Source organism: Mesorhizobium loti, from assembly GCF_013170705.1.
Taxonomy (GTDB): Bacteria; Pseudomonadota; Alphaproteobacteria; order Rhizobiales; family Rhizobiaceae; genus Mesorhizobium; species Mesorhizobium loti_D.
Genome location: NZ_CP033334.1, coordinates 5400938 through 5426097 on the forward strand (window position 1 = coordinate 5400938; position 25160 = coordinate 5426097).

General features: G+C 63.1%; 24 protein-coding genes. 11 read left to right on the top strand and 13 right to left on the bottom strand.

All coding sequences use genetic code 11. The features are described from left to right. Positions 1-14: 14 nt before the first annotated feature. From EB815_RS26695 to EB815_RS26710, 4 genes are all read left to right on the top strand, one after another. Complete coding sequence (locus EB815_RS26695; protein WP_056565556.1) at positions 15-422, top strand: tautomerase family protein; 408 nt, start codon at positions 15-17, stop codon at positions 420-422. 137 nt (positions 423-559) lie between these two features. Then, positions 560-2782 carry an AMP-binding protein gene (locus EB815_RS26700; protein WP_056563298.1) on the top strand — a complete coding sequence of 741 codons (2223 nt, stop codon included), beginning with the start codon at positions 560-562 and terminating at the stop codon, positions 2780-2782. A 175-nt stretch (positions 2783-2957) separates the two neighbouring features. Continuing rightward, positions 2958-3785 carry an SDR family oxidoreductase gene (locus EB815_RS26705; RefSeq protein ID WP_056563301.1) on the top strand — a complete coding sequence of 276 codons (828 nt, stop codon included), beginning with the start codon at positions 2958-2960 and terminating at the stop codon, positions 3783-3785. A 76-nt stretch (positions 3786-3861) separates the two neighbouring features. Continuing rightward, positions 3862-4455, top strand: coding sequence for a TetR/AcrR family transcriptional regulator (locus EB815_RS26710; RefSeq protein WP_065004970.1), 594 nt, complete (start codon positions 3862-3864; stop codon positions 4453-4455). A gap of 3 nt (positions 4456-4458) precedes the next feature. Here EB815_RS26710 and EB815_RS26715 read toward each other — a convergent pair whose 3' ends face one another. Together EB815_RS26715 and EB815_RS26720 are read right to left on the bottom strand one after the other, a co-directional pair. Beyond that, positions 4459-5277 (bottom strand): CDP-alcohol phosphatidyltransferase family protein, encoded by an 819-nt coding sequence (locus EB815_RS26715; protein ID WP_056563308.1) that lies wholly within the window; start codon positions 5275-5277, stop codon positions 4459-4461. A gap of 3 nt (positions 5278-5280) precedes the next feature. After that, a complete protein-coding gene (locus EB815_RS26720; protein ID WP_056563311.1) occupies positions 5281-5979 on the bottom strand; it encodes a phosphatidylserine decarboxylase in 699 nt (232 codons plus the stop codon). A 419-nt stretch (positions 5980-6398) separates the two neighbouring features. Between EB815_RS26720 and EB815_RS26725 the strand changes: the two genes are divergently transcribed. Next, positions 6399-7265, top strand: coding sequence for an SMP-30/gluconolactonase/LRE family protein (locus EB815_RS26725; protein WP_065004969.1), 867 nt, complete (start codon positions 6399-6401; stop codon positions 7263-7265). An 85-nt stretch (positions 7266-7350) separates the two neighbouring features. Here EB815_RS26725 and EB815_RS26730 read toward each other — a convergent pair whose 3' ends face one another. The 4 genes from EB815_RS26730 to EB815_RS26745 all read right to left on the bottom strand — a co-directional run bounded on the left by EB815_RS26730 (position 7351) and on the right by EB815_RS26745 (position 11040). After that, entirely contained in the window at positions 7351-7698 is a 348-nt protein-coding gene (locus EB815_RS26730; protein ID WP_056563316.1) for a hypothetical protein, read from the bottom strand. A gap of 86 nt (positions 7699-7784) precedes the next feature. Then, positions 7785-9668: an ABCB family ABC transporter ATP-binding protein/permease gene (locus tag EB815_RS26735; RefSeq protein ID WP_056563319.1), complete on the bottom strand. Its 1884-nt coding sequence runs from the start codon at positions 9666-9668 to the stop codon at positions 7785-7787. Positions 9669-9693: 25 nt separating this feature from the next. Then, complete coding sequence (locus EB815_RS26740) at positions 9694-10041, bottom strand: ArsR/SmtB family transcription factor (RefSeq protein ID WP_056563322.1); 348 nt, start codon at positions 10039-10041, stop codon at positions 9694-9696. 66 nt (positions 10042-10107) lie between these two features. Next, positions 10108-11040, bottom strand: a complete 933-nt coding sequence (locus EB815_RS26745) for a LysR family transcriptional regulator (protein WP_056563325.1) — start codon at positions 11038-11040, stop codon at positions 10108-10110. A gap of 93 nt (positions 11041-11133) precedes the next feature. On the opposite strand from EB815_RS26745, the gene EB815_RS26750 reads away from it, so the two are divergent. Next, the gene (locus EB815_RS26750) at positions 11134-11931 is read left to right on the top strand and encodes an NAD(P)H-dependent oxidoreductase (protein ID WP_056563328.1); all 798 of its coding nucleotides are present in this window, start codon (positions 11134-11136) and stop codon (positions 11929-11931) included. A gap of 13 nt (positions 11932-11944) precedes the next feature. On the opposite strand, the gene EB815_RS26755 is transcribed toward EB815_RS26750, so the two are convergent. Then, complete coding sequence (locus EB815_RS26755) at positions 11945-13402, bottom strand: LysM peptidoglycan-binding domain-containing protein (protein WP_056563331.1); 1458 nt, start codon at positions 13400-13402, stop codon at positions 11945-11947. Between the two features lie 143 nt (positions 13403-13545). Between EB815_RS26755 and EB815_RS26760 the strand changes: the two genes are divergently transcribed. Further along, entirely contained in the window at positions 13546-14157 is a 612-nt protein-coding gene (locus EB815_RS26760; RefSeq protein ID WP_056563334.1) for a TIGR00730 family Rossman fold protein, read from the top strand. A gap of 28 nt (positions 14158-14185) precedes the next feature. Here EB815_RS26760 and EB815_RS26765 read toward each other — a convergent pair whose 3' ends face one another. Beyond that, positions 14186-15070, bottom strand: coding sequence for a LysR substrate-binding domain-containing protein (locus tag EB815_RS26765; protein ID WP_056563336.1), 885 nt, complete (start codon positions 15068-15070; stop codon positions 14186-14188). 110 nt (positions 15071-15180) lie between these two features. On the opposite strand from EB815_RS26765, the gene EB815_RS26770 reads away from it, so the two are divergent. The 4 genes from EB815_RS26770 to EB815_RS26785 all read left to right on the top strand — a co-directional run bounded on the left by EB815_RS26770 (position 15181) and on the right by EB815_RS26785 (position 20595). After that, on the top strand, positions 15181-15471 hold the full coding sequence (locus EB815_RS26770) for a muconolactone Delta-isomerase family protein (RefSeq protein ID WP_056563339.1): 291 nt from the start codon (positions 15181-15183) through the stop codon (positions 15469-15471). A 132-nt stretch (positions 15472-15603) separates the two neighbouring features. Then, positions 15604-16680: a glycosyltransferase gene (locus tag EB815_RS26775; protein WP_162258865.1), complete on the top strand. Its 1077-nt coding sequence runs from the start codon at positions 15604-15606 to the stop codon at positions 16678-16680. Positions 16681-16734: 54 nt separating this feature from the next. Beyond that, positions 16735-19443 (top strand): class I SAM-dependent methyltransferase, encoded by a 2709-nt coding sequence (locus tag EB815_RS26780; RefSeq protein WP_056563346.1) that lies wholly within the window; start codon positions 16735-16737, stop codon positions 19441-19443. 153 nt (positions 19444-19596) lie between these two features. Then, positions 19597-20595, top strand: a complete 999-nt coding sequence (locus EB815_RS26785; protein ID WP_056563349.1) for a transporter — start codon at positions 19597-19599, stop codon at positions 20593-20595. A 31-nt stretch (positions 20596-20626) separates the two neighbouring features. Here EB815_RS26785 and rarD read toward each other — a convergent pair whose 3' ends face one another. From rarD to EB815_RS26810, 5 genes are all read right to left on the bottom strand, one after another. After that, entirely contained in the window at positions 20627-21544 is a 918-nt protein-coding gene (rarD, locus tag EB815_RS26790) for an EamA family transporter RarD (protein ID WP_056563352.1), read from the bottom strand. A gap of 83 nt (positions 21545-21627) precedes the next feature. Next, positions 21628-23250, bottom strand: a complete 1623-nt coding sequence (gene cimA / locus EB815_RS26795; protein ID WP_171883320.1) for a citramalate synthase — start codon at positions 23248-23250, stop codon at positions 21628-21630. After that, positions 23247-24197: a prolyl aminopeptidase gene (gene pip, locus EB815_RS26800; protein ID WP_056563358.1), complete on the bottom strand. Its 951-nt coding sequence runs from the start codon at positions 24195-24197 to the stop codon at positions 23247-23249. The genes cimA and pip overlap by 4 nt, the downstream gene beginning before the upstream one ends. Continuing rightward, the gene (locus EB815_RS26805) at positions 24194-24670 is read right to left on the bottom strand and encodes a GFA family protein (protein ID WP_081294778.1); all 477 of its coding nucleotides are present in this window, start codon (positions 24668-24670) and stop codon (positions 24194-24196) included. The genes pip and EB815_RS26805 overlap by 4 nt, the downstream gene beginning before the upstream one ends. Then, a complete protein-coding gene (locus EB815_RS26810) occupies positions 24667-25158 on the bottom strand; it encodes a GFA family protein (protein WP_056563364.1) in 492 nt (163 codons plus the stop codon). The genes EB815_RS26805 and EB815_RS26810 overlap by 4 nt, the downstream gene beginning before the upstream one ends. Positions 25159-25160 lie beyond the last annotated feature (2 nt).

Genomic DNA, 25160 nt, shown 5'->3' on the forward strand with positions numbered 1-25160 from the left:
ACCAGGAGAAGAAAATGCCCATCATCAACATCAGCCTCACCGGCAGGCCAGACGCCGCTTTATCGGCCAGGGTTGCCGGGGAAATAACCGAGATCACCGCCAAGCAGTTGCGCAAGGATCCGACCATCACAGCTGTTGCCGTATCCTATATCGATCCGCAGCATTGGTTCGCCGGTGGCAAGTCGCTGGCCGAGCATGGCTCCAACACGTTCTGGCTGGATATCAAGGTTGTCGACGGCACCAACACCAAGCTCGAGCTGGAAGCCTATCTCAAGGCTCTCTTCGAGGCGTTCGACCGTCTGCTGGGTGGTGTGCATGAGGAAAGCTATGCCTTCGTGCATGAAGTACCTGCCGCTGCCTATGGCTATGGCGGCAAGACCCAGGAGTTCCGATTCATCAGCGGGCGGTTGAAGGCGGCATGACGGTCTTGTCCTTCTCCCTTTGGAGGGAGAAGGACAGCCCCTCTTCCACATTGACCTCACGCCCACTTCCGCTACCCTCTGCCCCGAAGCGGCCGCGGAAGAGCCGCGATAACAAAACTTGTTGGGAGAGACGCGGCATGATCCTGACACTAGCGCTGCTTGCGGGTCTTGTTGCTGCCTGGCTGCTGATCGGCGTGGTGGAAAAATTCCGCCTCGGCCTGCGCTTCACCCAGGCGCTGCTCTATGTGCCGTTCAAGCTCGCCTACCGGATCAGCGACAACCGCATCAAGATCGCTCGCAAGGCGCAGGTGCCGGTAATCTACGTGATCTCGCACCAGTCGCGTTTCGAGCCGCCGCTGATGCTGTCGCTGCTGCCCGACGACACGCTGCATATACTCGACGAGGTCTCGGCACGCTCGCCCTGGCTCGAGCCTTGGCGCGAACTGGGCCGCACCATTGCCTTCAATGCTGAGCACGTCTTCGTCAGCCGCCGCCTGGTGCGCGTGCTGAAGGGCAAGGGCCGGCTCGCCGTCTATCTGCCGGATGCGGTCGAGCCTGACGTCAAGACGTTTCGCCTGTTTCGCGCCGTCACCCGCATCGCCATGCAAGCCGACGCCCGCATCGTCCCGATCTTCGTCGCCGGCGCACGCAGCCTGCCTGTGTCGCTGACGCCTGCGGACAAGGCGCCACGGCACTGGTTTCCGCAACTGTCGATCAGCGTTCTGGAGCCGATGACGATCGCCGAACTTGTGGCGCGCAACCCGGACCAGGCCTCGAACACCAATGCGCTGTTCGACCGCGTCGCCGAGGCCAGGCTTTTTGGCACCGACCTCGATCGCGGCCTGTTCCTGGCCATGCGCGATGCGGCGGCAAGAGTCGGCGCCTCGCATCCGGTCATCGAGGATGTCATTTCGGGCGCGCTAAGCTATCGCAAGATGTTCATCGGCGCGCGCGTATTGGGCAGGCGCTTCGAGGCGGCGACGGCACCGGGCGAGGCAGTGGGGATAATGCTGCCCAACGCCAATGGCGTCGTGCTGTCGTTGGTCGGCCTTCTCTCGGGCGGACGAGTCGCGGCGATGATCAACTACACGGCCGGGCCGGCAAGCGTCACCGCCGCCGTGCGCACGGCCGTCATCCGCACCGTCATTTCGTCGCGCACCTTCGTCGACAAGGCCGATCTTGCCGATATCGTCGCCGCGGCCGAGAAGGGCGGCGCCAGGCTGCTGTGGCTGGAAGACCTGAGGGAAAGCGTCACCGCCCTGGACAAGCTCTCCGCCGCTCTGCTCTGGCGCCTGCCGCTGCAACGGCAGGATGCGGCCAAGCCGGGGGTGATCCTGTTCACCTCGGGCTCGGAAGGGACGCCGAAAGCGGTTGTTCTGTCGCAAAAGAACCTTCTCGCCAACGCCATGCAGGCCGAAGCGCGCATCACCATTTCGCCGGCCGACATCCTGCTCAACGTACTGCCGGTGTTCCACTCCTTCGGCCTGACGGGCGGCACCATATTGCCGCTGGTGACCGGGGTAAGACTGTTCCTCTACCCCTCGCCTCTCCACTACAAGATCATCCCCGAGATCGCGCGCAAGGTGAAACCGACGATCATGTTCGGCACGGATACATTCCTCGCCAACTATGCGCGCACCGCCAAGGACGGCGACTTCTCCAGCCTGCGCTTCGTCGTCGCCGGTGCCGAGGCGGTGAAGCCGGAAACCCGCCGCGTCTACCGCGAGCGCTTCCAGGCCGAAATCATCGAGGGCTTCGGGCTGACAGAGGCCGCACCGGTCGTTGCCGTCAACACCGCGATCCATGGCCGCGACGGTACGGTCGGGCGGCTGTTACCGGCCATGCGCATGAGGCTGGAGCCGGTCGAGGGTATAACCGACGCCGGCCAGTTGTGGCTCGACGGACCAAACCTCATGATGGGCTACATGACAGCGGACCGTCCCGGCGAGCTGCAGACTCTGACCGGCTGGCACGACACCGGCGATATCGTCGCCGTCGACCGCGAAGGCTTCATCAGCATTCGCGGCCGCGCCAAGCGTTTCGCCAAGATCGCCGGCGAGATGGTGTCGCTGGGCGCGGTCGAGATGCTGGTGCAGTCACTGTGGCCGGAAGAGCGCCACGCGGCGGTCGCTGTGCCGGACAAGAAGCGTGGTGAGCGCATCGTGCTGGTTACCACCGCCGACGATGCCAATCCCGAAGAACTGCGCCAGTTTGGCAAAAAGGCCGGGGCAGCCGAACTGATGGTGCCGAACGACATCGTCAAGGTGGAGGAAATTCCGGTGCTCGGTTCCGGCAAGACCGACTATGTGTCGACCAGGAAGCTGGCAATCGACAGGCTGGGATTGAGTGCTGCGGCGTAGCGTTGCCCGCTAGATCCTGTGGCCGCGGAACAAGTCGGCGATCACCCGCAGGATTCACATCTTCCCTCCCCCAGAGACCTCTGAAAACGATCGCGCCACGGAATTGACAAAAATGGTGAGTGATTATTCACTCACCATTTTTAATTGATGCTCCCAACCCGGAAAGGAGAGCTGTATGGCGAAGATCCTTGTCACCGGAGGGACCGGTCACCTCGGTCGCGATCTCGTGCCGGCGTTGTCCAATGGCGGGCATACAGTCAGATTGCTCGCCAGGAAGCCGACGAACGATCCTTCCCTTGAGTGGGCGCCGGGCGATCTGGCAACCGGCGAAGGCATCGACAGCGCTCTTGATGGTGTCGACACCGTGATCCATGCCGCCACCCTTTCGCCCATCGCCAAGCGCGGCATGAGGCCGGTCGACTTGTGGTTCAGCCCGACAAGCGTCGATGTCGAGGGCACCCGGCTCCTGCTTGCAGCATCGCTGCGCGCCAATGTCGGCCACTTCATCTTCGTGTCGATCGTTGGCCTGGAATTCAGCGGCCTGCCCTATGCCAAGGCGAAATTGGCTGGCGAACGGCTGGTGCGGGATTCCTCGCTTCCCTGGTCAATCATTCGCGCGGCGCCATTCTATTATCTTTTGGAACAGATGCTCGGTGGGCTGAAATGGCTGCCTATCTGGCCGTTGCCGAATTCGCTCTCAAATCCCGTCGATACGCGTGACGTGGCCCGCTATCTGGTGGAGGCGGTGAATGACGGGAAGCGCGGGGTTCGCCCTGAGATCGGCGGGCCCGATATGATGCCCTTCTCAAGTTTCGCTCGGCAATACCGCGATGCCCTCGGGCTCCGGCGCCTCATCCTGCCAACGCCGGTCAGCCGCAGGATGAGCTTCAAAATGGGTTTGGTCGAAACCAGCGAGCGGTTCGGGGAAAGGACCTGGAGGTCGTGGCTTTGCGAACAACACAGGCACGCGGGAGTCGATCCGCATTGCAATACCGCAGGCTAGAGCCATTTGCGATTTTACGCTCAGTGTTACTCTCCCTTGAGAGTCCTCCACCGCAGCCATGGAGCCGGCATCCGCCATGAAACCGCCATCGACCGGACGGGAACGCATTCTGCGTGAAGCCATCCGCCTGTTTGCCGAGCGCAGCTACGATCGGACCAGCGTTCCCGATATTCAGGAGGCGGCAGGCCTGTCGCGCGGTTCCGGCGCGCTCTACAAGCACTTCCCTTCGAAGGAGGACCTGCTCGCCACCGCGATCGAGCAGTTTGTCGGCACCGCACGGGAAGGCCGTGCCGAACTTGGCGAGACGACGCTTTCCATCGACGAAAGTTCGCGGCGGCTTGTGGAGAGCATGCTTGAAAAGCTCGGCGCCAACCGCGATATGCTCCGGATTCTTTGGCGCGACCTGGAGCATTTTCCTGAACTGAAGGCGTCCGCGCGTGGCGAAATCATGCAAAGCACCTACCTTGCCGTCGCCGCATGGCTGCGGGAGCGCCAGGACCAGGGCGAACTGCGCCCGCATGACAGCGAGGCTGTCGCCGCTGTCATCGTCGGCAGCGTCGCCATGTTCCGCGTCTTCGAGGTGATTTGGGGCGAGCGTTCGATCGACATCAGCGATGAACGCTTTGCTTCGGCGTGGGCCGACCTGTTGCTTTGCGGCTTGCGCCTTTAGCGCCTATCCTATGTCCGAAGGCGGTACCTTCTCGCCCTCGAGCTTGGCGCGCTTGGAGTAGGCGCGCACGGAGAAGGGCAGGAAGATCAGATAGCCCGCGACCGACGCCGTCAGCGTGTACCAGGGATAGGTCATCAGCAGGAGGACGTAGAGCACGACGGCCAGGATGACCGGCAGCACCCTGTCGCCCGGGATCTTGATGCTCTTGCCGGAATAGACCGGCAGCCGGCTGACCAACAGGAAGGCGACCAGGATGGTGAAGCCGGTGGCGACGAAGGCGGCCGGACGGCTGGGCTCCACCCCGAGCCGAAGAAAATAGAGATAGAGCGGCAGCATCACCAGCACCGCGCCCGCCGGTGCCGGCACACCGACAAAATATTCGGACTGCCACAAGGGGCGTTCTGCCTTGTCATCGTCGAGCACGTTGAAGCGGGCGAGCCTCAGCCCACAGGCAATGGCGAACAGGAGAGCAGCGATCCAGCCCGGCGAGCCGGCGCGGTCGAGCAGGAAGGCGTAGAGCACCAAGGCCGGGGCAACACCGAAATTGACGATGTCGGCCAGCGAATCCATCTGTGCGCCGAATTTGGAGGTCGCCTTGAGCATGCGCGCCAGGCGGCCATCGATGCCGTCGAGAAAGGCCGCCAGAAGCACCATCACCACCGCCGGTTCGAAGCGGCCCTCAAAGCCGAAGCGGATGCCGGACAGGCCGGCGCAGATGGCAAGCACGGTGACGAGGTTGGGCAGCACCATTCGCATCGGGATCTCGCGGATGCGCGGACCGCCGCTGGCATGTGCCTCGAACTTTTTGAACGGCGCGCCCAAGGCTCAGGAAATCCGTACAAGGGGAGTGCCGACGACACCGCCGAATTCGGCAAGCACTGTTTCACCGCCGACCGCCGTCTGGCCAACGGCAACACGAGGCGTCGCGGTCAAGGGCAGGAAGACGTCGACGCGCGAGCCGAAGCGGATCAGGCCGAACCGCTCGCCGGTGCCGATCGAGCCGCCGGCCTCGGCCCAGCAGACGATGCGGCGCGCCACCAAGCCGGCGATCTGGACGGCGGCCACCGTGCCGTTGGGGCTCTCGATGACCAGGCCGTTGCGCTCGTTCTCGGTGCTGGCCTTGTCGAGCTCGGCGTTGAGGAATTTTCCGGGCCGATGCTCGATCTTGGCGATGCGGCCGCGCACGGGCGAACGGTTCACATGGCAGGAAAAGACGTTCATGAATACCGAGATGCGGGTCATCTCGACATTGCCGAGGCCGAGTTCACGCGGCGGCAGGGCCGGACCAACCGCCGAAATGATGCCATCGGCTGGGCTCACCACCAGACGGTCGTCCACCGGGGTGACGCGCTCGGGATCGCGGAAGAAATAGACGCACCAGGCGGTCAGGATCAGGCCGATCCAGAACAGGATCGAGGAGAAATAGCCAAGGAAGAGCGTCGCCGCGCCAAAAGCCGCAATGAAGGGATAGCCCTCGCGATGGATCGGTACGAACGCGTTCTTGACCGTGTCGACAAGGCTCATGGGATGGGGGCGGTCCCTGTTTCAGGTTTGGCCTCAATAGCCGAAACACCCCCTGCCCGCAACGCGACAATCCGAGGCGCGGCCGAACGAGCACACCCACCGGGCGTCGGAAAGCCGTGCGCTCCGCATTTCTGGAAGTCACGGTCGGCTTGCGCCCCTACGCCTTAGCCGTCAAGATTCCGGCCTGCGCGGAGCAGATCTCATGAAAAGCCGGGGATTCACGATCCGCGTAGTTTCCTACGCCGCAGACCACTGGCAAGGAGGGCGGTTGGAGCCTCCCTCATACGATGGGGACATTCGTCCTGGGCGAAAAGCAGTAACCCACTGTCGGCGAACCGCCCTCTCGTACGTCCTTGGTGAGAAAACCCGCCATCGCACCCGCAAAGGGCCGATGACGTACGCAACGGAGACTCTCGATCATGCGGATATCATCCGGCACCAAAGCTCGTCTCATCACGGAAGGCCTCGCCTTCGGCGAGTCGCCGCGTTGGCATGAGGGGCGGCTGTGGGTCTGCAACTGGGGCACCGGCGAGATCATGGCGGTTGATGCCGATAGTAACCGCGAGATCATGCTCACGGTGCCCGCCGTCCTGCCCTACTCCATCGACTGGTTACCGGATGGACGCCTGCTCGTTGTCTCAGGCCGCGAAGGTTTGCTGTTGCGGCAGGAGGCCGATGGCAGGCTCGTCACCCATGCCGATCTGCGCGGCTTGTCGAAAAATCCGTGGAACGAGATTGTCGTCGATGGGCGCGGCAATGCCTATGTCAACGGCGGCGGGCCAGCGCCGGCGCCCCGTGAGCATTTCGGCCCGGGCACCATCGCGCTGATCACGCCGGACGGCGCGACCCGGCAAGTCGCAGACAATATCGCCTTTGCCAACGGCATGGCGGTGACACCGGACAACAGGACACTGATCCTTGCCGAATCCCATGGCAACCGGCTGACCGCTTTCGACATCGCCGCCGACGGCATCCTGTCCAACCGGCGCGTCTGGGCCGATCTCGACGGCTATCCGGACGGCATCTGCCTCGATGCCGAAGGCGCTGTCTGGTACGCGGATGTTCCCAACAAACACTGCGTGCGGGTGCGCGAGGGCGGCGAGGTGTTGCAGACCGTCACCACCGATCGCGGCTGTTTTGCCTGCATGCTGGGCGGTGCGGATAGGCAAACGCTGTTCATCGTCGCCGCGCAATGGCGCGGCTTCGAGCACATGGTCAGCGACGCCCGCACCGGCCAGGTGCTCGGCGTCGAGGCGCCGGCACCCGGTGTCGGCTGGCCAGGTTAAAGCACGTCGCGTCGACGCGCCTTAACCTTCTTTGTTTGCGTATGTCGTTGCCCGAAAACCGCTACACACTTTTGGGGGACATGCGTTAAGCCTCTGGAATCCGCTGATAGTTGGCGATGTCGGCGCGCACCCCAAGTCTGGCGATCGTTTCCTGCGGATTGAACGCGACGCGCTCATGCGCGGCCTTGACGATCGGCACGACCTTGTCGACAGCCGCCTGGCTTTCCCATTCGACGATCGTCACCAAGTTGAATTCGCCCGGCCCCGAAAATTGCTCGAGCAGAAAATCCTGCACGAAGCCCTGCTGCTGGCGCAACAATTCGTGCGTCGTCCTGACCTTGACGAGGATCTCCTCACGGGCCGCGGCCGGCACGACGAACTTGTCCACCCTGAACACGCTGCCGCCGTTAACAGTCTGATTTATGTCGTTCATTTCGATTGTTCCGTTCCTGGATGATGGTGTTTGCGGGCTCCAGGATCGGCGTACGATCTCAACTTAAGTTGAGGTCAAGCACAAAATCAATTTACCTCCGACGTGCGCCGGCGAACGATGACTCCAAGCTCGTCGCCCTCGCGGGCGAGGCGCAGGCGCTCCTCGGCCTCCGTCGCCTCGCGTTGGCGGTCCCACATCGAGGCGTAGAGGCCGTGCTTGCGCATCAGTTCGACATGGGTGCCGCGCTCGGCGATCTGGCCGTCCTTGAGCACGATGATCTCGTCGGCGGAAATCACCGTCGACAGACGGTGGGCAATGACAATGGTGGTGCGGCCCTTGCTGACGAGGTCGAGCGCGGCCTGGATCTCCTGTTCAGTGTGGCTGTCCAGTGCCGAGGTCGCTTCGTCGAGCATCAGGATCGGCGGCGCCTTCAGGATGGTGCGGGCGATCGCGACGCGCTGTTTCTCGCCGCCTGATAGTTTCAGCCCGCGCTCGCCGACCATCGACTTGTAGCCTTCGGGCAGCTTTTCGATGAACGGTCCGATCTGGGCGAGTTCAGCCGCCTTGCGCACCTCCTCCTCGCTCGCGCCGACGCGGCCGTAGCGGATGTTGTAGGCGATGGTATCGTTGAACAGCACCGTGTCCTGCGGCACCATGCCGAGCACCGCGCGCAGGCTATCCTGGGTAACGTCCCTGACGTCCTGGCCGTCGATCAGCACCTGGCCGCCCTGCACGTCATAGAAGCGGAACAGCAGGCGCGAAATGGTCGACTTTCCAGCGCCCGACGGCCCGACAATGGCGACAGTCTTGCCGGCCGGCACCTCGAAGGAGACGCCTTTCAGGATCTTGCGGTTGGGATCGTAGGAAAAATGCACGTCGCGGAACTCGACCTTGCCGGCGCCGACGGCGAGCTGCTTGGCGTCGGGCTTGTCGACGATCTCCTGCGGGACGTCGAGCAGATCGAACATGTGCTCGATATCGGTCAGACCTTGCCGGATTTCGCGGTAGATGAAGCCGATGAAATTGAGCGGCACGGAAAGCTGCACCAGCATGGCGTTGATGAAGACGAAATCGCCGACGGTCTGCGTGTGGGCCTGCACCTCCAGTGCCGACATGCACATGACGACCACCGTGCCAATGCCGAAGATGACACCCTGGCCGAAATTCAGCCAGCCGAGCGAGGTCCAGGTCTTGGTGGCGGCGACCTCGTAGCGGGCCATCGAGCGGTCGAAGCGCTCGGCTTCCATGCGCTCATTGGTGAAGTATTTGACCGTCTCGAAATTGAGCAGCGAGTCGATCGCCTTGGTGTTGGCGTCGGTGTCACTGTCGTTCATGTCGCGGCGGATCGAGATGCGCCAGTCGCTGGCCTTGACCGTGAACCAGACGTAGAGCCAGACGGTGACTGCCACCACAGCCACGTATTTCCAGCCATAGGTGAAACCGAATATGCCGGCGGTCAGCGCGAATTCAAGGATGGTCGGCGCGGTGTTGAGCATGATGAAGCGCACGATCGTTTCGATGCCCTTGGTGCCGCGTTCGATGATGCGCGACAGGCCGCCAGTGCGGCGCTCCAGGTGGAAGCGCAGGGACAGCTGGTGCATGTGGACGAAGGTGCGGAAAGCAAGCTGGCGCACCGCGTGCTGGCCGACCCGTGCAAACAGCGCATCACGCAGCTGGTTGAAGCCGAGTTGGACGAGCCGCAGGACATTATAGGCAATGACCAGCATCACCGGGGCAAGCAGGAAGGACGGCAATGGCGGCGGCGTTCTGGACCCACCAGCCAGCGCATCGGTCGCCCATTTGAAGAAATAGGGACCGGCGACCAGTGTCACCTTGGCAACGACCAGCAGCAGCGTCGCCCAGGTGACGCGCGCCCTGAGATCGGCGCGGTCGGCCGGCCACATATAGGGCCAGAGATTGCGCAATGTCGTCAGGGTGGAAGTTTCGGCGGAGACGGTTTTTTCGGCCACTTTTCTTGCCTTTTGGGTGGGAGGGTCAGCGGCCGGAGCAGCAGGAATTGACGAGTGCGCTCAGCGATGCCGATGTTTCGGCGAGGGCCGCGCGATCGACGGCATAGCGGGAACGCTGGCGGTCGGGCTCGAAGCGGACAAGGCCGGCCTCGACCAGTATCTTCAGATGCTGCGAGACCGTCGACTGCGCCAGATCGAAACGATCGACGACCTCGCGGCAGCAGCACGAATTGCTGGCCGAGAGGTGCTTCAGTATCTCGATACGCGCGGGATGCGACAGCGCCGCGAATCGCGCCGCGACAGCGCGACTGTCGCGGATGCGGTCGGGTGGCACGCTGCCGACGCGGTCTGGTTCAAGGGTGGATTCTGTCATCGTTCATCGGCGATAGACGATGAACGTCACCGCCGCAAGCTGCTCTTCCGGGCAGATCGTATCGCGCTAATGCCCCGAGATGGATTTCTCGATCCCTGGAATGGCGGCAATCTGTTCAGTCAGGAACTCGACCAGCAAGCGGACCCTTGCGACGCCCGCGCGCTCCGGGACAATCAACATGTTCAATGGGACGGACGGCAGCGAATAATCCGTCAGGATCGTCTCGAGGAGGCCCGCCGCCAGAAGATCGTCCACAAGCCATCGATGCGCCGGCGCGATGCCTCGACCAGCGACCATGGCCTGCCGCGCGGCAAGCCCGTGATCGATCCGCAGTCGCCCCGCAAAAGGCACGGTGTGGCGTTCGCCGCCCGCGCCCTGCAACGCAAGCGTTTCGCTGCCGGCCACGTTCGACATCCGGATGCCCTCATGCCGAGACAGATCCGAAGGAACGGCCGGTCGTCCCCGCGCCGCCAGGTAATCCGGAGATGCCACGAGCAGACGCCGCGACTGGCCGAGGGCCCGCAGCTTCAAAGAACTGTCCGTGAGCGGCCCCAGCCGAAGCGCGATGTCGACGCCCTCGCGGACGAGATCCACTCGCTCGTCCGTGAGGCTGAGATCAACTCCGATGTCGGGATGACGGTCCTGAAAAGCGAAGATCAGCCGGCTGACGTGCAGGACACCGAAAGCCGCCGTACAGCTTATCCGGATCGTGCCGGCGGGCGCGCCACGCGTGCCTCGGGCCTCATCGCTGGCCTGTTCGACAAGACGCAGGATCTGAACGCTGTTGGCATAATAGCGGCTGCCTTCGGCGGTCATCGTGACACGCCGGGTCGTCCTACTGAGCAAAGGCACGCCGACAGCTTCCTCGAGCTCCCGCACATGCCGCGTGATGGTTGACTGGCCGACACCAAATTCGCGCGCGACCGCCGACAGGCTGCCACGCTCGGCCACGCGAATGAAGGTGCGCATGCGCTCGAATGTAATGTCCGACCTATCCATTATTCGGCATAATTTTATGCATTACCTGCATATAGTGGATTGAACGGCCATTGGCTACCTTCCCGTCAGTTTCCTCAATATTGGATCTGACCCATGAAAGTGCTGCTTGTCTTCGCTCATCCTGAATCCCGCTCGCTGAGCGGCGCCCTTCGCGACGTCGCCGTCAAGGAACTCGAGGCTCAAGGGCATGAGGTGCGCGTGTCGGACCTGTACGCCGATGGCTGGAAGTCCGAAGTCGACCGCGCCGACTTCCCATCACTGGAACCCGATGCGCGGCTCATCCCGGTCGCGGCTTCCAAGAAGGGTTTCGAGGCCAACACGCTGACCGCGGATGTAAAGGCCGAGATCGAGAAGCTCCTGTGGGCCGACACCTTGATCCTGCAGTTCCCGCTTTGGTGGTTCGCCATGCCGGCGATCCTCAAGGGCTGGGTCGACCGTGTGTTCGCCTACGGATTCGCCTATGGCGTCGGTGAGCATAGCGATCGGCGCTGGGGAGATCGCTATGGCGAGGGTACCCTTGTCGGAAAACGCGCGATGCTGATCGTGACCGCCGGAGGCTGGGAGGAGCACTATACGCCGCGCGGGATCAACGGCCCCATCGATGACCTGCTGTTCCCGATCAATCACGGGATCCTTTACTACCCTGGATACGACGTTCTTCCGCCATTCGTGGTCTACAAGGTCGATCGTCTCGAAGAGGCGGGCTTCGAACCCGTGGCCGAACGCCTGCGTGACAGGATGCGGACACTGGCGACGATACCGCCCATCCCTTACCGTCGGCAAAATGGCGGAGATTATCTCATCCCGAGCATGAATCTCCGCCCTGATCTGGGCGATCCGGGAGCAACCGGTTTTGCGCTTCACTCCAACCGCGTGGGCAATGCCAGTTGATCGATGTGGGCTTCTACTGCGTCTTTGGCGGAGCCGTGGTCGCTTGCTCGCCCATCGCCTTGAGGTCGGCGGCTTCGCCTTCCTTGGACTTTCCCGGGACCTTGAACACCTGTCCGGGCCAGATGCGGTCAGGATTCCTGATCTGGTCCTGGTTGGCGAGGTAGATGGTGGAATAGCGCACGCCGTGGCCATAGACGCGTCGTGAAATCCGCCACAGCGTATCGTGGCGGCGGATGACGACGGCGCCGTCGGCATGTTCGAGCTTGGGCGATACGACCTCCGGCACGTCGCTTGGCGGCGTGGCTTCCGCCACGACGGCCGGAGCCTCGGTGGCGGGCGCAACTGGAGCCGGAGCGGCAGGAGTTTCCGCGGCGGCCGGCGCGGCCGGCTTGCTCTCGGCTGGCTTGGTTCCGGCGGGCGCCACGGCGGCGACCGTTTCGCCCGGCTCGCGCTCGAACGGCACGGCGGCGCGAGCCACAACCTTCACGCCATCGGCATCGAGGCCGTCGACATGAATGGTGTAGCTGCCGACTGGAATGTCGCGCGTTGCCTCGACGAGGAAATGACCATCCGGCGATGTCTGCGCGTCACCGAGCAGGATGTCGTTGGCATAGGCGCGCACCTTGCGGCCCGGATCGGCGAGGCCGGCGACAAAGATCTTGTTGCCGTCTATCTCCACCGCCTCGACGACGATCTTGGGTTCGCCCACCGCCGCGGCGGGCGGTGTTGCCTCCGCGACGGCTGGTGCGGGTGCGGCTGGTGGCGGAGCAGCGGGAGCGGCTGCCTGATCTCCAGCAGGCGCGGCTGGTTTGGTCTCGGGTGCCGGAACTGTCAGCAGTTCGGCCGGCTTGCCCGGCTCCTCGACCATGGCCAGCACCTGACCGGCCGCGTTGGCCGGAACAGAGACCACGGCGGTCTGCGCCGAGGCAGTCACAACCGTGCCGACCGTCGAATGCAGTGCAATCGTATAGTCGCCGGGCTTCAGCGGATCGTCGAGCACGATGACAAAGGCGCCATCCGGACCCGCCAAGGTCGAGCCAATCACGCTCGTGCCGTTCAGGATCTCCACCTTTGAATTGGGTGCCGCATTGCCGGCAACCACGATCGAACCATTGCTCTCGACGCGCACGACATCGAAAGTCGGCGCGATCGGGCCGGCCGCTGCCGGCGCAACGGGCGCCGCCGCATTGGCAGCGGGCGCGGCTGGGGGCGTGGCCTCCGTTGCAGGCGCGGCTGGAGCCGCTGTCTGTGGCGCCGCGGCGGGAGCGACCGGCACCGACGCCGCGGGCAGTCGTCCTTCCGTGCCGGGATCAGCCGGTTTCGGCGCCTCGGGAGGCGTGAGGGCCGCGACCTGCGCCGGGGCGGCTGGATGAAGATACGGGTCGAGTGCGCCCGATACATAGGCGGTTCCCGCGGCCGCGACGGTCCCACCCGCCGCGAACAGGAACGCCTTCAATGGATTAATTGCCATATTTCCCTACCCCTTAGCCACCTAATGCCGGTCTAGCGTGTTTTCCCAATGTCGACAAGAAAAACGGGCCGGCAAGAAAAAGCCCGGGCTTGTCAACCCTTGGGGCTTGACCGCGCTTTCAGACCCAATCACCAATCATCCGTATGAATACGATTCGATCCGTCTGCGTCTATTGCGGCTCGTCTCCGGGCCGCGATGAAGTCTATGCTAAGGCCGGACACCTGCTTGGGCGTTCAATTGCCAGAGCGGGCCTGCGGCTGATCTATGGCGGCGGCACCAAAGGCATTATGGGCGCCGTCGCCGACGGCGCGCTCAAGGCCGGCGGCAAGGTCACGGGCATTATTCCCCGCTTCCTGATCAACAGGGAAGCAACCGAAACCGCACTTGACCGGCTCGACGAATTGCTGATCACCGACAACATGCACGAGCGCAAACACAAGATGTTCGAGAAATCCGACGCCTTTGTGGCGCTGCCTGGCGGCATCGGCACAGTCGAGGAGATCGTCGAGATCATGACCTGGGCGCAACTCGGCCATCACCGCAAGCCGATCGTCTTCGGCAATGTCAACGGATTCTGGGACCCGATGACGGCGTTGCTTGATCACATGGCGGCGGAAGGCTTTATTCACACCGCACAACGGGTCAAGCCGCTGGTCGTCGACGATCCCGAGGCCATCGTCGCAGCCATCATGGTGGCAGGCTCCTCCGTCGACGCCCCGACCGAGGGCGTGCAGTCGGTGATAGACAAGATGTAAGGGAATTGGGCAGTAGGGAAGACGGCACCTACCGCCCTACCGCCCGCCGCAAATCTCCAATCACCGCACGCTCATCCTGCCGCCGCCAGGCGAGATGGATGGCCACGCTGCGCTTGAACCAGGGAAGGTCGCGGAAAACGATCCCCGGCGGCGCGACGCTTCGCAGGCTCTCCTGCACCGTCGCCAGGCCCAGTCCGGCGCTGACGAGGCCGAGCGAGGTCAAGGGATCGGCCGTCTCGTAAGCGATGTCGGGCACGAAGCCAGCTTCGATGCAGGCGGCCAGGAACTGGCCGCGGTTGGTATCGGCGGGCTGGCGCACCACGGTTATCCAGGTGTGTCCATCGAGATGATGCGGGCGGATGTCGGCCACAGCCGTGAGCGCATCGCCCTCGGGTATCGCCAGCACCAACGGCTCGCGGCGGACCAGCATCGCGGCAATTTCGGGATAGTCGGCCGACGGCGGGGAATAAACCAGGCCGAGATCGAGCGTGCGCTGGCGCAGCCCCTCCAACTGCGCGGCAGAGCGCAGGCTCATCAAACTGAGATGTAATTGCGGCCGCTCTCGTCGAAATTGCCTGAGCATGCCGGCGACCAGCCCGGCATGCACCGCGCCCTCGACATAGCCGATCGCAAGGCGGCCGGTCGCGCCGGTCGCGAGGTCACGGCCGAACATCTCCAGCCGCTTCGCGCCGGCGAGAAGCGCCTTGGCCTCGGCGAGAAAGGCGCGACCTTCAGCATTGAGATGGATCCGCTGCTTTGCCCTTTCGAACAGAGCAAAGCCCAGTTGCTCCTCGAGCTGCATGATCTGCCGGCTGAGTGGCGATTGCGAGATATGCAGCAGTTCGGCGGCGCGGCCGACATTGCCGGTCTCGGCAACGGTGACGAAATACCGGATCTGGCGCAGGTCGAACACTTTTTCTCCAAAATACCTAGTCTCATCAGGTCTCAACTTTAGCCTAATCAGTCTTGGACAGTCTGACCAGCCAGAGGCGATGGTCGGCCATCCCACCAAAGGAGACCGAAATGCAGTTCTTTACCCTTCTCACCCGTAACACCGCAAAGTTCAGCGACGCCGACTTTGCGCCGCTTCTGCCGAGCGAGGCCGAGCAAAGGCGCACGCTCTACGCCGAAGGCGCGGTGCGCCAGGTCTGGAACCGAGGCGACATTCCCGGCAGCGGCATGATGTTCGAGGCATCCGACGATGCCGAGGTGCGCGGCCATCTCGCTACCTTGCCGCTGATTAAGGCCGGCATGATGGAGATCGCCGCGATCGTGCCGCTCAATCCCTATCCGGGATTTGGGCCGAAGCGGTGAATCGCATCGGACGGCGCTCTCCGACAGCCACCGGTCGAGCGGCAATTTAGCGTTCGGGGACGCTCCGGCGATTTCCATTTGCGGCGAGTCTCCTGATTGGTTATCGGGAAGATGGGCAAAGGGGAGTTGACGGTGGCGCACAGAAGAGGCGGCGATGCGGAGCGCGCTCCACGCGCTTCCGTCGTCATGACCGTCTATACGGACCAGCGCTTTCTCGATGCCGCGGTCAACAGCATCCTGACCCAGGAATTCGACGATCTCGAACTCATTATCGTCGATGACGGGACCGGCCAGGACGCGGTCTTCCAGGAGCTGGCACGTCGCGATCCGCGCATCCGGCTGATCATCAATCCAACCAATCTCGGTACCGCCGCCGCCGCCAACCGCGGCATCGAGGCCGCCCGAGGCGAAATCATCCTCCGCCTCGACGCGGATGATGTCGCCGAGCCGACGCATGTCGGACGACTGGTCGCGGCGCTGGACGAGGACAGCGAGCTTGGCCTCGTTGGACACGCGGTGACGCTGATCGACGAAGCTGACCGCGTCGTGGGTGCGCAACGCATGCCCGAGACGGATCTGGAGATTCGCTGGACGATCCTGTTCCACAATCCCTTCTACCATTCGACGATCGCCTACCGCCGGGGTTGCTTCGAGGCCGCCGGACGCTACAGGATCGATGAACTGGTTTCGCAGGACCATTATCTGTGGTTCGACATGCTGCCTTTGTGCCGGGCGCGAAATCTTGCCGAACCGCTGACGCGCTACCGGCTGAACGCACTCGGGCTGACCGCGACAAATGCAGCGAATGCCCGCAATCGCACGCATCCGATCCGCCAGGCATCATGGGCTCGCCTTGGCTTGACCTATGACCTCTATGACGACGCTTTCGCCCAGGATCTCACCCGGTTCATCCGCGGGCAAGTGATCGCCGTCGACCGACGCGCCGCCGCCTACAGCAAGTTGCTTGGCGTACTCAAGGCCTTCCTTGCAGCGTCGCGGCCCTTCAGGCGCACGGAGGATGCGGTTGCTGCAAGGCAGCTGACCCATGGCATCATCGCGCGCATGCTCGCCAACCCGCCGCCGGGCCTCACGGGGAAGCTGCGCGTCTGCCATCTGTGCTGGCCGCTCGACTGGCGCGCCGCAACGGGTGCGGCGACAAAACGGCTGGCGATCAGGCTCAAGGCGTGGCTGCCCAAAACAGGCGGATGACTGGACCGCTTCTGGAAACCGAAAGTGCCATCTCCGCCGTAAAGAGTGAAAATTATGGACCCTGACTATTCTGCGTGGTTTGCCGGCAAGAGCCTTTCGACCGACTGGACTTCGGGCTTCTTTCCCCTATGGGCCACACTGCTCCGGTCGCGCCGCGACGAGCCCCTCGATGTCTTGGAGATCGGCTCCTGGGAGGGCCGTTCCGCGCTCTTCTTTCTCAACTATTTCGGCAAGTGCCGGCTCACATGCATCGATACATTCGGTGGCAGTCCTGAACACACCCAGCGGCGGAAGTGGAGCGACCAGCTTGCGCATGTCGAGCAACGCTTCGACAAGAATCTCGCCGCGTTCGGCGAACGGATCGAGACGATCAAAAGCCCCTCGTCCCAGGCATTGGCCCGCCTGATCACCGACGAGCGGCGTTTCGACCTCGTCTATGTTGATGGCAGCCATCACAGTGCCGACGTCCAGTCGGATGCGGTGCTATGCTGGCCGATGGTAGAGGATGGCGGGATCGTCATTTTCGACGATTACGAATGGACGTTCTTTGCCAGCAAGGTCGAGCGTCCAAAACTCGGGATCGACAGTTTCCTGTCGGTGCATGCCGGCCAATACCGCGAGTTGTACCGGGGAGAACAAATCATCATCCAGAAGATCGGCGTCGGCGGGAACGAGCGCCCGGCAGTTTCCACTCGGCCATCTCCTTTACCGCGCGAAGAACCCGTCGACAGACCCCAAGCCGAAAACGACGTCGAGTTCGTGCTGATTGCCGAAGCTGGCATTCTCGAGGCCCAGGCCCTGCTGCTATGCGAAAGCATAAGGTGTTTCGCCGGCTCTTATTCGCAATCCCCGATAACGGTGGTTTCACCCAGAAGCAGCCGCCGTCCCTCGCCGTCGACGGTAGATCGGCTCCAGCAACTGGGCGTGGACTATCTGCCCATCGAGATCGACAGCTGCTGTCCGCAATACGGCCCCTCATACCGGATACATTCCCTCGCTTACGCCGAAAGACGGGCCGGACCGCCGGTCATCATCCAGCTTGACAGCGATGCGATATTCATCGCGGAGCCCGACTTCTCGTTGGGCACGTGCTCCGCCGCCGCCCGCCCGGTGGACAGCAAGGGGATGTGCACCACAGGCCCTGGTGACCCGTTCGACCCCTACTGGAGACAGCTATGCGCCCTTGCCGGTGTCGACTACGAACACCTGCCCATCGTGCGCACGAGCGTGAACGGCCTGGCTGTTCGCGCCAGCTACAATGGCGGGCTCATCGCCGCAAAAAGGGCGAGTGGCCTCTTTCAGCGCACCGAGGACATTTTCAGAAGGTTGGTGGACGCCAATATGAAACCATGGGCCGGCGCCGAGCCAGTCTACAACACCGGGACCGGCATTTTGCAGGGAGATGCCACGGCCTTCTGGGGCACAAGCCAGGCCGCCTTCTCACTGGCAGCCGTTGCCGGAAACCATTCCGTGCGGCTTTTACCGGCGACCCATAATTTTCCGCTTCACAACTTCAATCCCGCCACGGCGCCAGACCCGGCCCGGCTGGTTCATATTCACTATCATGGATTGTTCAACGAGGGTTCCGCTGCAGCGAACCCTATCCTGGACGGAACGCTGGCGTTGCCTGCGGGAATACGCGAATGGCTTGAAGCCCGGTTACCCTTGCGGGAAGCCCCGCGTCCGGCCGCGTCGATACCGGGCCGCGCGCGCCACTCCCGGAGAAAAGCGATCCTCGTGCTTGGAATGCACCGCAGCGGAACCTCGATGCTTGCCGGCACCATCGCCGCGTTGGGATCAGCCCCTCCCAAAAAGCCATTGCGCGCGGACGGCAACAATCCCAGGGGGTACTGGGAAAGCGCCCCGCTCAATTCCGCTAATAATGAGCTGCTAGCGGCGGCGGCGTCCTCGTGGCATGACTGGCGGCCGCTTGATCCGCAATGGCTGCAATCGCCTGCGGCGGAGCGTCACCGCCACAAGATCAAGGCGATCCTTGCAAGCGAGTTTGGCGATCAACCGCTGTTTTTCATCAAGGATCCCAGGATCTGCCGGTTCGTTCCGTTCATGTCATCGATCCTTGCCGAGATGGAGATCGACCCGGTGGCCCTGCTTCCGCTCCGCAACCCTCTCGAGGTCGCTTGCTCGCTGGAGCGGCGGGATGGGTTGCCCCTGGCAAAATCCCTTTTGCTCTGGCTCAGGCACGTGCTCGATGCGGAATTTCATTCGCGACACATGCCACGTTGTTTCATTCGCCACGAACGCTTCCTGATCGACTGGCGACATCATGTCGACGTTGCGGCGGAGATGACCGCCATCACCTGGCCAATACCTTCCGACCAGGCGGAGATGGAGATAGGGCGTTTCCTGACAGCGGACCTGCATCATGAACGGGCAACAATCGTGGAATTGCGGAGCCATCGGAATGTGACACCGCTGGTCCGCGCCGCCTACGACATTCTATGTACCATGGCAGACGAAGGCGACAGCCAGGAATTGCGCGACGAGCTGGACCTGATGCGAGCGAAATTCGATGACGCATGCGATGTCGTGGGCGCCGCCGTGGCCGCGGAGGCAGACCATCTACGCGGCGAACGCGACGCAATCAGCCGCGCCTATCAAGAGCTCGGCCTCGAACGGAACGCATTGGCGCACGATCGAAACCGTTTCGTTTCCAAGCGCGCCGTACTTTTGGCATCGTCGAGTTGGCGACGATTGACGACCCCGTTGCGATGGATGCGCAGTCCATCCAAGCGTCAAAAATGACTGCAAGTGATGCATTGAGGCCTCTCCCTGCTCGACACACTGTGATCTGCTGTCAAGAAAGCGTCACACGGAACCAGGTTCGCGCATGCTAGAAATCGCGGTGAGGTGCCGCTAACGCGGCGCTGCGCTCGAAACCTGTATCTGGCACTGCCCATGGACATCGCCCTCGCTCCGGAAGGCACCGACCTGTCGCCTTATCTCCCCGATGAGCACGGGCTGTTCTTCAGCTATCATTTCACGGCGGAAGGCTCCCGAACGAAGGATCCCGCGCAGGCGCGATGGACATGGCGCAGTTACCAGATCACCGATCTCCACGCTCGCCAGGAAATTGGCGCCGAGAAGGCTCTGCCGGCCCCGGCACGCGATGCTTTCCTCGCCCCCAGCCATGGCTGCCACATCGACTATGAGGATGGCTGGCTCTACGGCGATCTGCCGGACCTCAAGCACGATTTTTCGGAGGCGCGCGGGCTCGTTCATTTCCGCTTCGCCTTCAACGACACGATGCTGATCGGCGCCCGCAAGCAGCCGCTGGAGTCGGTCGACGCCGTGCGCAAGGTGGTGGAAAGCGGATCGCGGAAATTCCGCTCGCCGTCGGACCTGATCGAGGCGGTCATGGGCCAGTCGCTTGATGGCATGGCGATCGAACTCGGCAAGCTCGGCGACACGCTCGATGGCATCGAGGACCGCGTCGTGCGCGACGCATGGCACAATGAACGGCAAGCGCTGGTCGAGGCGCGCCGGCAGTTGGTGGTCATCCACCGGCAGATGGCAACGCTGACCAGCCTGTTCCGGCATCTCGACCATTCGCATCGCGACGAATTGCCGGATTCGATCAACGACATGGCGGCCCGGCTCTCGCACCGGGCGCAGACGCTCTACCATGACGGCGAGCAATTGCAGGCGCGCACGCGGCTTCTGCAGGACGAGCTGATGGCCAAGCTGACCATGCAGTCGAACCAGTTGCTCTATGTTCTCTCTGTCATGACGGCCGTGCTGCTGCCGATGACCATTATCTCCGGCCTGTTCGGCATGAATGTCGGCGGACTGCCGCTTGTCGACACGCCATTGGGCTTCTGGGTGGTGACGGCGGTGTCAATAGCCATCGCCGCGGCCACCTATCTGTTCGTCAGACGGCTTGGCCGGGGGCTGTAGCGGCAACCATCGGCAACATCCTGCGCCCAAGCTATCGGGCAGCAGCCCGGCGGGCCGTCATCAGCATCGACCAGGAATAGATCGCCAAGGCCGTCCAGATCAGGGCAAAGGCAACGGCCTGGGTGGTGCCGAACGGCTCATCGAAAATCAGGACCGCGATCAGGAACACCATGGTCGGCGCGATATATTGCATAATGCCGATGGTGGAGAGGCGCAAAAGCTTGGCGCCGAACGCAAACAGAAGCAGCGGCACCGATGTGACCGGGCCGCAGCCGATCAGCAATGCCGTATCGGTGCCGTTGCTGGACACGACATGATCCTGTCCGGTCGCGATCAGGTAGACGATATAGAACAGAGCGGGCACCGACAGCAAAAGCACTTCGAGCAGAAAGCCCTGGCTTGGCCCGATCGGCAGTGTCTTGCGGAAGAAGCCGTAGGCGGCGAAGGAGAAGGCCAGCGCCAGCGATACCCAAGGTAGCTTGCCGCCCTCGATTGTCAGCACCGCCACGGCGATCGCCGCAAGCGCCACCGCCGCGATCTGCAATTTGTCGAGTCGTTCGCCAAGCAGCAATGCACCGACGACAACGTTGACCAGCGGGTTGATGTAATAGCCAAGCGCGGTCTCGACGGTGCGATCGACGGCGATCGCCCAGACATAGATGCCCCAGTTGACCGAAATCAGCGCCGCCGTCAGCGCCGCCATGGCGATGGTGCGGGGGGAGCGAATTGCCGCCTTGAAGTCCGCCGTGCGGCCGGCCCAGACCAGGACCGCCGCGGCGATCGGCACGGACCAGACGATGCGGTGGGCGATCACCTCGGCAAGCGGCAGATGCGCCACCGCCTTCATGTAGAAAGGCAGCAACCCCCACAGGAGATACGCGCCCAACGCCAGCAGGAAGCCGCGGCGGGCTTTTGAACCCGCGTCGAGGGCAATTGCTTCAGTGGCCATGGGCCAACGCTATGGCCCAGTAACCTTGGCAAGACCATCACAAAGTTCTGATGGATCAATGGACTTTCGCTGATGGGTCAACCCTATTCGGCGGCAACCACGCCAGCCATCTCACGATTCTTCATCAGCTTGTAGATGATCGAATCCATCAGCGCCTGGAATGAAGCGTCGATGATGTTTTCGGAAACTCCGACCGTCCACCAGCGCGCGCCGGTGCCGTCATGCGATTCGATCAGCACGCGGGTGATCGCCTCGGTGCCGCCATTGAGGATACGCACCTTGAAGTCGGCCAGTTCGAGGTCGACGATCTCGCTCTGGTATTTGCCGAGATCCTTGCGCAGCGCAATGTCGAGCGCGTTGACCGGTCCGTGCCCCTCGGCCACCGACATCTTCTCCTCACCGTCGACCAGCACTTTCACGATCGCTTCAGACACGGTCTTCAACTGGCCGTTGGCATCGAAACGCCGCTCGACCATGCAGCGGAACGAGGTGACATTGAAGAATTCCGGCAGGCCGTGCAGCATCTTGCGGGCGAGCAGCTCGAAGGAGGCGTCGGCGCCCTCATAGGCATAGCCTTCGGCCTCGCGCTCCTTGACAACCGATATCAGCGCATCGAGCCGATGATCGTCCCTGGGCACCTCGATGCCGCGCCGCTTCAGTTCGGCGAGGAAATTGGCCTTGCCGCCCTGATCGGAGACCATGACGCGCCGGCGGTTGCCGACGGATTCCGGCGGCACATGCTCATAGGTCGCCGGTTCCTTGGCCAGCGCCGAGGCATGAATGCCGGCCTTGGTGGCGAAGGCCGAGGCGCCGACATAGGGCGCTTGCGCTTCCGGGGCACGGTTCAAGAGTTCGTCGAATGCGCGCGACAGGCGCGAGATGCCGGTCAGCGCTTCGGCCGAAATACCCGTCTCGAAACGATCGGCGAATGCCGGCTTCAGCGCCAGTGTCGGCACGATCGAGATCAGGTTGGCATTGCCGCAGCGCTCGCCAATGCCGTTCAGCGTGCCCTGGATCTGGCGCACACCGGCCTCGACGGCGGCCAGGGAATTCGCAACCGCCTGGCCCGTGTCGTCATGGGCGTGGATACCCAGATGATCGCCGGCAATGCCCGATGCGATGACCTTGGCGACGATGGTGCGCACTTCCGAGGGCTGCGTGCCGCCGTTGGTATCGCACAGCACCACCCAGCGCGCGCCGGCATCGTACGCCGTTTTCGCGCAGGCCAGCGCATAGTCCGGATTGGCCTTGAAGCCATCGAAGAAATGCTCGCAGTCGACCATCGCTTCCTTGCCGGCGGCGACTGATGCCTCGACCGACGTCTCGATCGACTCCAGGTTCTCCTCGTTTGTGCAGCCAAGCGCCACACGGACATGATAATCCCAACTCTTGGCGACGAAGCAGATGGCGTCCGATTTCGACCGCACGAGCGCCGCCAGCCCGGGATCGTTCGAGGCGGAGACCCCTGCCCGCTTGGTCATGCCAAAGGCGACGAATTTCGCTTTGGCCGTGCGCTTCTTCAGGAAGAAGGTGGTGTCGGTTGGATTCGCGCCGGGATAGCCGCCCTCGACATAATCCATGCCGAAGTCGTCGAGCAGTTTTGCAATCGCGATCTTGTCCTCGACCGAAAAATCGATGCCCGGCGTCTGCTGGCCATCGCGCAATGTGGTGTCGAAGAGATAGAGGCGGTCGCGGGTCATGGTCATTTGCCTGCAAATTTGTCCGTCGCGCGGATCAACCGGTCGAGGATGCCGGGCTCGGAATAGGCGTGGCCGGCGCCTTCGATCAGGTGGAAATCGGCCTTTGGCCAGGCCTTGTGTAGCGCCCAGGCATAGCGCGCCGGACACGGCATGTCATAGCGGCCATGGACAATGGTGCCGGGAATGTCCTTGAGCTTGTGCGCATCGCGCAGAAGCTGCCCTTCCTGCAGCCAGCCGGCATGGACGAAATAGTGGTTCTCGATACGGGCAAATGCGACGGCATAGTCGTCCTGCCCAAACGGACCACTGGTTTCAGGCTCCGGCAGCAGCGTGATCGTCTCGCCTTCCCATAGGCTCCAGGCGCGAGCAGCCTCTATCTGCGCCTCACGGTCCGCGCCGACCAGGCGCTTGCGGTAGGCCGCCATCATATCGCCGCGCTCGGCCTGCGGGATCGGCGCCAGGAAACGTTCCCACTTGTCGGGAAACATCTCGGAGACACCGAACTGATAATACCATTCGAGCTCCGCGCGGGTCAGCGTGTAGATGCCACGCACCACCAGCTCGCTGACGCGGTCAGGGTGTGTCTCGGCGTAGGCGAGCGCCAGCGTCGAGCCCCAGGAACCACCGAACACCAGCCATGTGTCGAAGCCGGCCATTTCGCGCAGGCGTTCGATGTCGGCGACGAGGTGCCAGGTCGTATTGGCCTCCAGCGAGGCGTTCGGCGTCGATTTTCCGCAGCCACGCTGATCGAACAGGATGACGTCGTAGAGTTTTGGATCGAACAGCCGCCGGTGTTTTGGCGAGATGGTGCCGCCCGGTCCGCCGTGCAGGAACACGGCCGGCTTGGCACCCTTGGTGCCGGAACGCTCCCAATAGACCGTGTGGCCGTCGCCGACATCGAGCATGCCTGAGTCGAACGGTTCGATTTCCGGATAGAGTGTGCGCAAGCTCATAATTTCAAGCCCTGTTGCGGCCAGTTGGCGGTTTCGTGGTCGGGATGCTGGAAGGAGATGATCTGCTCCTGCCTGGCGTAGTAGTCGGGATCGTCGTGGACCGGCGCCTGGAAGATCTTTTCCACCCAGGGCAACCGGGCCGCATGGTTGACCTGGATTTGCGGCGCCAGATCCGAGCGGTCGTCGAAGGCGCCGATGGCGATCTCGAGCCCGCCGGGCTGGCGGTAGGTCAACGGCGTGCCGCAGCGGGCGCAGAACCCGCGATCGATGTTGATCGACGACTGGAAATAGCTCGGTTCCTCATGGGTCCATTCGACGCCATCCCGGGGCACGGTAACCAGCGCGCCGAAGAACGAGCCAAACTGCTTCTGGCACATGCGGCAATGGCAGATTGACGGACGCCCGAGCGCTCCCCTGATGCGGAAGCGCACGGCGCCGCACTGGCAGCCGCCGGTTCGGACGATCTCGGTCATGGTCTTTCCTCCGGCGGCCATTGTTCGGTGTCGTGATCGGGGTGCTGGTAGGAGACAAGCTCGGCGAGATAGGGAGCCGACCCCATGTCCGCCATCGTGTCCTCACCCGGCAATTGCGGAATGGTATCGACGTAAGGCAGTTTCGCTTCGGTGCCCCATTGGATGGTCGGTGCGATATCGGCCGGATCGTCGAAGGCGGCTATCGCCAGCGCAAGACCGTCGGGCGCCTCGAAGGTCAGCGGCGTGCCGCATTCGGCGCAGAAGCCGCGCCAGGCGGCATTGGAGGAACGGAAACGCTTGGGCTCGCCGCGTGTCCAGTCGACCTTGGCGCCGCGCACCGAGACCAGCGGCAGGTAGAAATTGCCGCTCGCCTTCTGGCACATGCGGCAGTGGCAGATCGAGGCGTCGCCAAGCGCGCCTTCGACGCGGAAGCGCACCGCGCCGCATTGGCAGCCGCCTGTGTAGACCGGCCGATTGTCGAGGCTCATCG